A 10437-nucleotide genomic window follows, 5' to 3' on the forward strand; every position below is an offset into this window, starting at 1 on the left:
GTCAGTGACTGAATCCTAACTCAAGTGCGCGCATATGACTTCTGCTCATAACAGCGGGTTATGAAGCGACGTTCGTTTCAGGTTCGCGAATGAGGGTGACACCGGTTTGCACCAGCACAAACGCGTTGTCGTCGAGTTTGTTGACCCGATCGCCAATGGCCAGTTTATAGGTGGTGACAGGCGCAGAGCCGGCGAGGCCGTCGTGCGACAGGGTGGATTCCTGGAACTCATGCACGGAATAAACACGGCCTTCCGCGTCTCTTGCATGGAACTGACCGACGAGTACTGCTGCCATCTGCTTAGAACCTCTGGAGATAAATCACTCAATTTGCGGTTCTGTAGACCGTGGTTGGGCGAGGTAAGTTTTCCTACAGGAAAAAAATAGTCAGGGGCGGCGATTTTCCGTCGCCCGCTGGTTGAATCGTCATTTGATCATCTATAACTAGAAGCTCTTTCCATCGAACAGTCGAGTATCTTCCATGAGCAACGTCTACGAGATCGCCGTTCTGGTCGGCAGCCTGAGAAAAGCATCGATCAACCGCAAGGTCGCGCTGGCGCTGGCCGAGCTGGCGCCTGCCAATCTGAAGCTGACGATCGTCGAAATCGGCGATTTGCCGCTGTACAACGAAGACATCGATGGCGATTCACCGCCGGCAGCCTACAGCACTTTCCGACAACAGGTGCGTTCATCCGACGCGGTGCTGTTCGTGACCCCGGAATACAACCGTTCGGTGCCGGCGCCGTTGAAGAATGCGATTGACGTCGGTTCGCGTCCCTATGGCCAGAGTGTCTGGGACGGCAAGCCGGGTGCGGTGATCAGCGCTTCACCGGGCGCCGTCGGCGGATTTGGCGCCAACCACAATGTGCGCCAGTCGATGGTGTTTCTCAATGTACCGTGCATGCAGCAGCCGGAAGCTTATCTGGGCGGCGCGGGTTCAGCGTTCGACGAGGCGGGCAAGTTGTCGGAGTCGCTCAAGCCGTTCCTGCAGAAATTCATCAATGCGTATGCGCAGTGGGTCGAGCAGCATAAAAAGCCATGACCGCTTCCTTTTAGCTCGTAGCGGCTGCCTCGCAGGCTCGGCAGCTGCTACATCAGGCATTTCATCCCACCTTCACTTTACGGCCTATTCAAACCTCCCTATATTCCGCGCTTCGTTTTTCCGTCGGGCTGGAACCGGGTTTATATGCTCATCGCATCGTTGATTTTTTTGCTGACCATCACCCTGGTGATCTGGCAACCCAAAGGCCTGGGCGTCGGCTGGAGTGCAGTATTCGGCGCGGTACTGGCGCTGCTGTCCGGGGTGGTGCACCTGAGCGATATTCCGCTGGTATGGCAGATCATCTGGAATGCCACCGGCACCTTCGTTGCGCTGATTATCATCAGCCTGCTGCTGGATGAGGCGGGGTTCTTTGCCTGGGCCGCGTTGCATGTGGCTCGTTGGGGGCGGGGCAGCGGGCGCAAGCTTTTTGCTTATATGGTGCTGCTCGGCGCACTGGTGTCGGCGTTGTTCGCCAATGACGGCGCGGCGCTGATTCTCACGCCGATCGTGATTTCCATGCTGCTGGCGCTGCGTTTTTCCCCGGCGGCGACACTGGCGTTCGTGATGGGCGCCGGTTTCATCGCCGACACCGCGAGCCTGCCGCTGGTGGTGTCGAACCTGGTGAACATCGTTTCCGCGGACTTCTTCAAGATCAGTTTCAACCGCTACGCTGCGGTGATGATTCCGGTCAATCTGGTAAGCGTGGCGGCGACCCTGGCGATGTTGATGGTGTTTTTCCGTCGCGACATCCCCCGTGATTACCATCCCGAGCAATTGGCAGACCCGGCCACCGCGATTCACGACACCGCGACGTTTTATGCCGGTTGGGTCGTGCTGGTGATTCTGCTGCTCGGCTGCTTTGCCCTCGAGCCGCTGGGCATTCCGATCAGCGCGATTTCCGCGGTGTGCGCCGCGTTACTGCTGGCCATTGCCGCCCGTGGCCACAAGATTTCCACGCGCAAAGTCATGAAAGAAGCGCCGTGGCAGATCGTGATTTTTTCCTTAGGGATGTACCTCGTGGTGTATGGCCTGCGCAACGCCGGGCTCACCGGGTATCTGGCCGGTTGGCTGGATGGCTTCGCCGGTTACGGCGTGTGGGGCGCGGCCATGGGCACCGGGGTGCTGACGGCGTTGCTGTCGTCAGTGATGAACAATCTGCCGACCGTGCTGATCGGCTTGCTCTCGATCGATGCCAGTCAGGCGACCGGCGTGGCGAAAGAGGCGATGATCTACGCCAACGTCATCGGCAGCGACCTGGGGCCGAAAATCACCCCGATCGGCAGTCTGGCGACCTTGCTGTGGCTGCATGTGCTGCAGCGCAAGAATATCCGGATTGGCTGGGGCTACTACTTCAAGGTCGGGGTTGTGCTGACGGTGCCGGTGTTGTTGGTGACGTTGGCGGCCTTGGCGTTGCGGTTATCCATTTAGACCGGGCGGACACTGCAAGCGCTCAACCACTGCCCGGCACATTCGGCCAAAGATCGGACACCAGAAACAGCCGCTCGGCCTCTTCCCAATCCCCTTTGGCATTCTCTGTCAGCCGCACCATCAATTGGGCGGGTGCCAGCGGGTCCAGATCGCTCAGCCACGTGTCCAGCTGTTCAGCGCTCCAGGTCTGCTCCTTGGGATAGTGCGCCGGCGCCAGCCAGGCGTGGCGGGGCAGAGGTTGCCAGCGACCGAACGGACGCTGCACGACAAACTCCGCCCAGTCCTTCTGGTGCAGCCAGCTACCGCGCAGATGCTGAGGGTGTGCGCCACTCGGTGGTTCGGCCTGCCCTGGCCACGGATAGAGCAGATAACCGCCCAGCCATAGATGCGCGCTGAACTGCTGGATATCCAGCGACGCCAGCACCTCACGGCTCTCCGCCCGCGCGGAAATCGGTAATTGATGCCGGCTCAGGTGTTCCAGTTTGCGGTCCAGCCGATCATGACAACCCGGTCCGAGCCACTGCGCGGTGTCATGGCCGTCACCGTTCTGCGGGCCGAGGTAGAGCTTGATCGCCAGTTCCAGATGATGCACGCCATCGCGATCGCGCAGCAGCATGTCCAGCTCACCGAGGGTATGGCCTTCGCGACGGATCGGCATGTTGGCGGCGATCAGCTCGATCCCCGGCGCGTGCCGCACGGCGTACTGCCACAGCCGTTCGTAATACAAACCCAGGCGCCGGGTCCTGGCCTGGGCCAGCCAGTGCAGCAAATCGTAACTGTCACGATCCAGTTGCCTGAGCCAGTGTTCCAGGCGCTCCGGCGCCTGCACCCAATCACTGCCGGCCAGGGGGTGACGCTGCGGCCACGGGGTGGCGTCGAGCATCGGCGGCGCGAGGATGACCCAAGCCAGGTCGCGCACTTCAGGGTGGCGCAACTGGTGAGGTAACTGGAGCAAGTCTGGAAATAGGATCATCTTGCGAGCATAGCCCGAAACTAGAGCACACCGTTGTAGCTGAAAGGGTTTTGTCTACGCCGCGCTTTCGCCCATAATCGTGTTTTTCGCCGCCACACGCGTTAGGGGCCTCATGGAGCAATTTCGTAATATCGGCATCATCGGTCGCCTGGGCAGTTCTCAGGTGCTGGATACCGTCCGCCGACTGAAACGGTTTCTGCTCGATCGTCACCTGCACGTGATCCTCGAAGACACCATCGCCGAAGTCCTGCCAGGCCATGGCCTGCAAACTTCGTCGCGCAAGATGCTCGGTGAAGTCTGTGACATGGTGATTGTGGTCGGTGGTGACGGCAGCCTGCTGGGCGCTGCCCGGGCGCTGGCCCGGCACAACATCCCGGTGCTCGGCATCAACCGTGGCAGCCTGGGATTCCTCACCGATATTCGCCCCGATGAGCTGGAAGTCAAAGTCGCCGAAGTGCTCGACGGCCATTACCTGGTGGAAAACCGCTTCCTGTTGCAAGCCGAAGTCCGGCGCCACGCCGAGGCCATCGGCCAAGGCGATGCGCTGAACGATGTAGTGCTGCACCCCGGCAAGTCGACGCGGATGATCGAGTTCGAGCTGTACATCGATGGCCAGTTCGTTTGCAGCCAGAAGGCCGACGGCCTGATCGTTGCCACGCCGACCGGTTCGACCGCTTACGCGCTGTCTGCGGGCGGCCCGATCATGCATCCCAAGCTCGACGCTATTGTGATTGTGCCGATGTACCCCCATACCTTGTCGGGTAGGCCGATTGTGGTCGATGGCAACAGTGAGCTGAAAATCGTCGTGTCCAAAGATATGCAGATTTACCCGCAAGTCTCCTGTGACGGGCAGAACCACTTCACCTGCGCGCCCGGTGACACCATCACCATCAGCAAGAAAGCGCAGAAGCTGCGGCTGATTCACCCACTCGACCACAACTACTACGAAGTCTGCCGGACCAAGCTCGGCTGGGGCAGCAAGTTGGGTGGTGGAGGCGACTGATGCTCGATCCCGCGCGTAGCTACGACCTGATCGGTGACGTGCACGGTTGCGCTCTGACCCTTGAGCACTTGCTGGACCGGCTCGGTTACCACAAACAGGCGGGTGTCTGGCGACATCCGTCGCGCATGGCGGTGTTCCTCGGCGACATCATCGACCGCGGCCCGCGGATTCGCGAGGCGCTGCACATCGTCCATGACATGGTCGAGGCTGGCCAGGCGCTGTGCATCATGGGCAACCACGAATTCAACGCCCTCGGCTGGAGCACGCCGGCGCTGCCGGGCAGCGGCAAACAGTTCGTGCGCGAGCACACCCCGCGCCACGCCCGCCTGCTTCAGGAAACCCTGACCCAGTTCGAAGATCACCCCCAGGATTGGCACGACTTCCTGCAATGGTTCTACAAGCTGCCATTGTTCGTCGATGCCGAGCGTTTCCGCGTGGTGCACGCCTGTTGGGATGCCAGCCTGATCGAGCCGTTGCGCGGGTTGTTCCCCGACGGTTGCATCGACGAACACTTCCTCCAGGCCTCCGCGGTGCCGGGCAGTTTCGCCTGCACCGTGTTCGATCGTCTGCTGCGCGGCACCGACATGCGCTTGCCCCACGGCTTGACCATGACCAGCGGCGACGGCCTGACGCGCTCGTTCTTCCGCACTAAATTCTGGGAAGACGACCCGCAAACCTACGGAGACATTGTGTTCCAGCCCGACGCCTTGCCCGAGCCGGTGGCCCGCACGCCGCTGTCGTCCAGCGAAAAAGACAACTTGCTGCGCTACGGCATCGATGAGCCGATGCTGTTCGTCGGCCACTACTGGCGCAGCGGCAAACCGGCGCCGATCCGCCCGAACCTGGCGTGCCTGGATTACAGCGCGGTGCTCTACGGCAAACTGGTCGCTTATCGTCTGGATCAGGAAACCCGTCTCGACCCGCATAAATTTGTCTGGGTCGATGTCGAGCGGCCGGAGGTGTTGCAATGACGGCGGTGGCGGTATTGCGTCTACCACTGGCGGTAGATTTGAGCGGGTTCGTCAAACTGCTGCAGCGCATGCAAGTGCCCCATCGGGTCAGCGAAGAGGCGGGTGAGCAGGTACTGTGGGTACCGGCCAGCATCAGCGAAGACGTGCGCTCGTTGTACGAACGCTTTCCGGCCGGCGACCCCGATCAGCAACTGGATATCCCGGTGGCGCCGACCCTGCAACGTCCGGGTTTTGTCGAGCAGTTGCGCCACAGCAAGGCCACGGCATTCGTGCTGTTGCTGAGCCTGATCGTCGGCGTGGTGACGCTGCTGGGCGAAAACCTCGAGACGATGCGCTGGCTGACCTTCCTCGATTTCCGCGTGGTCGGCGAATACATCCATTTCACGCCACTGGCCGATAGCCTGGCGGCGGGGCAGTGGTGGCGTCTGGTGACGCCGATGCTGATCCATTTCGGCATCCTGCACCTGGCCATGAACGGCATGTGGTATTGGGAACTGGGGCGGCGCATCGAGTCACGGCAGGGCAGCATCAACCTGATCGGCCTGACGTTGCTGTTCAGCCTGGTATCCAACTATGCCCAGTTCCTTTTCAGCGGCCCGACCCTGTTTGGCGGGTTGTCCGGGGTGCTGTACGGCCTGCTCGGGCATTGCTGGATCTTCCAGCTGTTGTCGCCGAACCCGGCTTATCGCCTGCCCCGAGGGGTGTTGGTGATGATGCTGGTGTGGCTGTTGTTGTGCCTGTCGGGGCTGGTCTCGATGATCGGCTTCGGCGAGATTGCCAACGCGGCCCACGTCGGCGGGTTACTCATCGGATGCTTCACCGGTTTGTTGGGCGGTTTGTACAACCGCCGTAAACTGGCCGTCTAAACAGTTATGAATAAAGAGCGCGGAGCCCTTGATGTCCTCTTTTAACGAAATGATCAAAAACATCACCCCGGATATCTACCAGAGCCTGAAACTGGCGGTGGAAATCGGCAAATGGTCCGACGGCGGCAAACTCACCGCCGAGCAGCGCGAACTGTCCCTGCAAGCGATGATCGCCTGGGAAATCCAGAACCTGCCCGAGGAAGAGCGCACCGGCTACATGGGCCCGCAGGAGTGCGCGTCGAAGTCGATCGAAGTGCCGAATATCCTGTTCAAGTCGGATGCCATCCATTGATCGAGATTGGCCGCGGTGCAATCAGCAAAATGTCGGCGCGCCTTGACGGGCCGAACGTGCAGTACGCTTTTCGTCTGGGCGACGCCGAGGTACCGGTCAATCCGTTGATCGGCACCACGGTGCGCCTGGAGTACCTGGGGGCGATCCACTGCACCCATTGCGGACGCAAGACCAAAACCAGTTTCAGCCAGGGTTACTGCTACCCGTGCATGACCAAACTGGCCCAGTGCGACATCTGCATCATGAGCCCGGAGCGTTGCCACTACGACGCTGGCACCTGTCGGGAGCCTGAGTGGGGCGAAAAGTTCTGCATGACCGACCATGTGGTTTACCTGGCCAATTCGTCGGGGATCAAGGTCGGCATTACCCGCGCCACCCAACTGCCGACCCGTTGGCTCGATCAGGGTGCCAGCCAGGCCTTGCCGATCGTGCGCGTCTCGACCCGCCAGCAGTCGGGCTTCGTCGAAGACCTGTTCCGCAGTCAGGTCGCTGACAAGACCAACTGGCGTGCTTTGCTCAAGGGCGATGCGGTGTCGGTGGACCTGGCGCAGGTTCGCGATCAGTTGTTTGAAAGCTGCGCCGAAGGTTTGCACAGTTTGCAGGAACGATTCGGCCTACAAGCAATCCAGACGATTACCGATGTCGAACCTCTGGAAATCCGCTATCCGGTCGAGCAGTACCCGGCCAAAATCGTCAGCTTCAACCTGGACAAGAACCCGATTGCCGAAGGCACACTGTTGGGGATCAAGGGTCAATACCTGATTTTCGACACCGGCGTGATCAATATTCGTAAATACACGGCCTACCAACTCGCCGTGCATCAGTAAGGACTCCAGCATGCGCACCGAACAACCGAAGATGATCTACCTGAAGGACTATCAGGCGCCTGAGTACCTGATCGACGAGACGCACCTGACCTTCGAGTTGTTCGAGGACCACAGCCTGGTCCATGCGCAACTGGTGATGCGCCGCAACCCTGAGCGTGGCCCGGGCCTGCCGCCATTGGTGCTCGACGGCCAGCAACTCGAGCTGTTGTCGGTGACCCTGGCCGACCAGGAGCTGAGCGCCGCCGACTACCAACTGACCGAGAACCATCTGACCCTGCACCCGACCGCAACAAGCTTCACGGTCGACACCAGCGTCCGGATCCACCCGGAAACCAACACCGCTCTGGAAGGCCTGTACAAATCTGGCACCATGTTCTGCACCCAGTGCGAGGCCGAAGGTTTCCGCAAGATCACCTATTACCTCGACCGCCCGGATGTGATGAGCACGTTCACCACCACGGTGGTCGCCGAGCAGCACAGCTATCCGGTGCTGCTGTCCAACGGCAACCCGATTGCCTCCGGTCCCGGCGAAGACGGCCGCCACTGGGCGACCTGGGAAGACCCATTCAAGAAGCCTGCCTATCTGTTCGCGTTGGTGGCCGGTGACTTGTGGTGTGTCGAAGACACTTTCACCACCATGACCGAGCGCTCCGTGGCGCTGCGCATTTACGTCGAGCCGGAAAACATCGACAAGTGCCAGCACGCCATGAACAGCCTGAAGAAGTCCATGCGTTGGGACGAAGAAGTCTACGGTCGCGAGTACGACCTGGACATCTTCATGATCGTTGCGGTCAACGACTTCAACATGGGCGCCATGGAAAACAAAGGCCTCAACATCTTCAACTCCAGCGCCGTGCTGGCCCGCGCCGAAACCGCTACCGACGCCGCCCACCAGCGGGTCGAGGCGATTGTCGCTCACGAATACTTCCACAACTGGTCGGGCAACCGCGTGACCTGCCGCGACTGGTTCCAGCTGTCGCTCAAGGAAGGCTTCACCGTGTTCCGCGATTCGGAATTCTCGGCCGACATGAACTCGGCCACGGTCAAGCGTATCCAGGACGTGGCGTACCTGCGCACCCACCAGTTCGCCGAAGACGCCGGCCCCATGGCCCACGCCGTGCGCCCGGACAGCTTCATCGAGATTTCCAACTTCTACACCCTGACCGTGTACGAAAAGGGTTCGGAAGTGGTCGGCATGATCCACACCTTGCTCGGGGCCGACGGTTTCCGCAAAGGCAGCGACCTGTACTTCGAGCGCCATGACGGCCAGGCCGTGACCTGCGATGACTTCATCAAGGCCATGGAAGATGCCAATGGCGTCGATCTGACCCAGTTCAAACGCTGGTACAGCCAGGCCGGCACACCGCGTCTGGCGGTGAGCGAGTCCTACGATGCCGCAGCGAAAACCTACAGCCTGACCTTCCGCCAGAGCTGCCCGCAAACCCCGGACAAGGTTGAGAAGCTGCCGTTCGTGATTCCGGTGGAGCTGGGTCTGCTTGATTCGAAAGGCGCGGCGATTGCATTGCGTCTGTCCGGTGAAGCCAGTGCTCAAGGCACTTCGCGGGTGATCTCGGTGACTGAAGCCGAGCAGACTTTCACTTTCGTCGACATTGCTGAAAAACCACTGCCGTCGTTGCTGCGCGGCTTCTCGGCGCCGGTGAAACTGAGCTTCCCGTACGACCGCGATCAACTGATGTTCCTGATGCAGCACGACAGCGACGGTTTCAACCGTTGGGATGCCGGCCAGCAGTTGTCGGTGCAGGTGCTGCAAGAGTTGATCGCCCAGCAGCAGAAGGGCGAGGCGCTGGTGCTGGATCAGCGTCTGGTTGCAGCGCTGCGTACCGTGCTGTCCGACGAGACGCTGGATCAGGCGATGGTTGCGGAAATGCTCTCGCTGCCGAGCGAAGCGTACCTGACCGAAATCAGCGAAGTGGCTGATGTCGAAGCGATCCACACCGCTCGCGAATTTGTGCGCAAGCAACTGGCGGACACTTTGTTCGAAGCACTATGGCTGCGTTATCAGGCCAATCGCGATCTGTCGAAGAAGACTCCGTATGTGGCCGAAGCCGAACACTTCGCCCGTCGCGCACTGCAGAACATTGCGTTGTCCTACCTGATGCTCAGCGACAAGCCAGAAGTATTGGCGGCGACCCTTGAGCAGTTCGACAGCTGCGACAACATGACCGAGCGCCTGACCGCGTTGGCCGTGTTGGTGAATTCGCCGTTCGAAGCGCAGAAAGCCAAGGCACTGGCGAGCTTCGCCGAGCACTTCAAGGACAATCCGCTGGTCATGGATCAGTGGTTCAGCGTTCAGGCCGGCGGCACGTTGCCCGGCGGTCTGGCGCGGGTCAAAGCCTTGATGCAACACCCGGCGTTCAACATCAAGAACCCGAACAAGGTGCGGGCACTGGTCGGCGCATTTGCCGGACAGAACCTGATCAACTTCCACGCGGCGGATGGTTCCGGGTATCGGTTCCTGGCGGATCTGGTGATTGAGCTCAACGGCTTCAATCCGCAGATTGCCTCTCGCCAACTGGCGCCGCTGACCCGCTGGCGCAAGTACGACAGCGCCCGTCAGGCGTTGATGAAAGGCGAACTGGAGCGGATTCTCGCTTCGGGGCAGCTGTCCAGCGACGTGTACGAAGTGGTCAGCAAAAGCCTGGCCTGATCTGGTTGCCTGCTCTCTCAAGTGTTCACTCGGACCTTGTGGGGGCGGGCTTGCTCGCGATGGCGGCCTGATAGCCGACCGGGATTTTTGATGGAGTACATATCCATTTCTGCGGTAACGGCTACTTAGGGTTTCGCCCTTACGGCGAGGCACTTTTGGCAAACGCCCCAAAAGTACCCAAAAGGTCTCGCCCCAAGCGTCCGGCCCCTCGCTGAGGCTCGGCGTTCCTTCGCTCCGGTATCCATCTGGGGGCATCGCCCTACGGTCTGCTTCGCTACGACCTACATGCGATGGGTTCGACTGCGTCGAACGGCGCTGCGCGCCAATCCCCAGATGAACACCTGCGCTCAGCCTCCCGAAGGGGCGGGT

10 protein-coding genes are annotated in these 10437 nt (G+C 60.5%); 8 read left to right on the forward strand and 2 right to left on the reverse strand.

The features are described 5' to 3' along the window. Positions 1 to 58: 58 nt before the first annotated feature. The gene (locus AF70_RS27250) at positions 59 to 295 is read right to left on the reverse strand and encodes a hypothetical protein (protein ID WP_018929617.1); all 237 of its coding nucleotides are present in this window, start codon (positions 293 to 295) and stop codon (positions 59 to 61) included. Positions 296 to 479: 184 nt separating this feature from the next. Between AF70_RS27250 and AF70_RS27255 the strand changes: the two genes are divergently transcribed. Beyond that, on the forward strand, positions 480 to 1040 hold the full coding sequence (locus AF70_RS27255) for an NADPH-dependent FMN reductase (protein ID WP_018929616.1): 561 nt from the start codon (positions 480 to 482) through the stop codon (positions 1038 to 1040). Positions 1041 to 1184: 144 nt separating this feature from the next. After that, positions 1185 to 2468 (forward strand): arsenic transporter, encoded by a 1284-nt coding sequence (locus AF70_RS27260; protein WP_018929615.1) that lies wholly within the window; start codon positions 1185 to 1187, stop codon positions 2466 to 2468. Between the two features lie 22 nt (positions 2469 to 2490). On the opposite strand, the gene AF70_RS27265 is transcribed toward AF70_RS27260, so the two are convergent. After that, positions 2491 to 3441, reverse strand: a complete 951-nt coding sequence (locus AF70_RS27265; RefSeq protein WP_019579320.1) for a DUF1853 family protein — start codon at positions 3439 to 3441, stop codon at positions 2491 to 2493. Between the two features lie 112 nt (positions 3442 to 3553). On the opposite strand from AF70_RS27265, the gene AF70_RS27270 reads away from it, so the two are divergent. Genes AF70_RS27270 through pepN form a run of 6 tightly spaced genes read left to right on the forward strand, consistent with a single transcriptional unit; the run spans position 3554 to position 10068 of the window. Further along, positions 3554 to 4444: an NAD(+) kinase gene (locus AF70_RS27270; RefSeq protein WP_007906781.1), complete on the forward strand. Its 891-nt coding sequence runs from the start codon at positions 3554 to 3556 to the stop codon at positions 4442 to 4444. Next, a complete protein-coding gene (locus AF70_RS27275; RefSeq protein ID WP_172901237.1) occupies positions 4441 to 5415 on the forward strand; it encodes a metallophosphoesterase in 975 nt (324 codons plus the stop codon). The genes AF70_RS27270 and AF70_RS27275 overlap by 4 nt, the downstream gene beginning before the upstream one ends. Beyond that, a complete protein-coding gene (locus AF70_RS27280) occupies positions 5412 to 6281 on the forward strand; it encodes a rhomboid family intramembrane serine protease (protein ID WP_019579319.1) in 870 nt (289 codons plus the stop codon). Before AF70_RS27275 ends, AF70_RS27280 begins: the two co-directional genes overlap by 4 nt. Positions 6282 to 6312: 31 nt before the next feature. Beyond that, positions 6313 to 6573 carry a YeaC family protein gene (locus tag AF70_RS27285; protein WP_019579318.1) on the forward strand — a complete coding sequence of 87 codons (261 nt, stop codon included), beginning with the start codon at positions 6313 to 6315 and terminating at the stop codon, positions 6571 to 6573. Beyond that, positions 6570 to 7400, forward strand: a complete 831-nt coding sequence (locus AF70_RS27290; protein WP_018929611.1) for a DUF2797 domain-containing protein — start codon at positions 6570 to 6572, stop codon at positions 7398 to 7400. Before AF70_RS27285 ends, AF70_RS27290 begins: the two co-directional genes overlap by 4 nt. A 10-nt stretch (positions 7401 to 7410) precedes the next feature. Beyond that, positions 7411 to 10068, forward strand: coding sequence for an aminopeptidase N (pepN, locus tag AF70_RS27295; RefSeq protein WP_028940456.1), 2658 nt, complete (start codon positions 7411 to 7413; stop codon positions 10066 to 10068). Positions 10069 to 10437: the final 369 nt, after the last annotated feature.

Origin of the sequence: Pseudomonas sp. KD5 (genome assembly GCF_012932895.1) — a bacterium.
Taxonomy (GTDB): domain Bacteria; phylum Pseudomonadota; class Gammaproteobacteria; order Pseudomonadales; family Pseudomonadaceae; genus Aquipseudomonas.

Bases quoted from the DNA above. Each gene is read 5' to 3' on its own strand.
- AF70_RS27280 (WP_019579319.1), top strand. From the start codon at position 5,412: ATGACGGCGGTGGCGGTATTGCGTCTACCACTGGCGGTAGATTTGAGC.
- AF70_RS27285 (WP_019579318.1), top strand. From the start codon at position 6,313: ATGTCCTCTTTTAACGAAATGATCAAAAACATCACCCCGGATATCTAC.
- AF70_RS27255 (WP_018929616.1), top strand. From the start codon at position 480: ATGAGCAACGTCTACGAGATCGCCGTTCTGGTCGGCAGCCTGAGAAAA.
- AF70_RS27260 (WP_018929615.1), top strand. From the start codon at position 1,185: ATGCTCATCGCATCGTTGATTTTTTTGCTGACCATCACCCTGGTGATC.
- AF70_RS27250 (WP_018929617.1), bottom strand. From the start codon at position 295: ATGGCAGCAGTACTCGTCGGTCAGTTCCATGCAAGAGACGCGGAAGGC.
- AF70_RS27270 (WP_007906781.1), top strand. From the start codon at position 3,554: ATGGAGCAATTTCGTAATATCGGCATCATCGGTCGCCTGGGCAGTTCT.
- pepN (WP_028940456.1), top strand. From the start codon at position 7,411: ATGCGCACCGAACAACCGAAGATGATCTACCTGAAGGACTATCAGGCG.
- AF70_RS27265 (WP_019579320.1), bottom strand. From the start codon at position 3,441: ATGATCCTATTTCCAGACTTGCTCCAGTTACCTCACCAGTTGCGCCAC.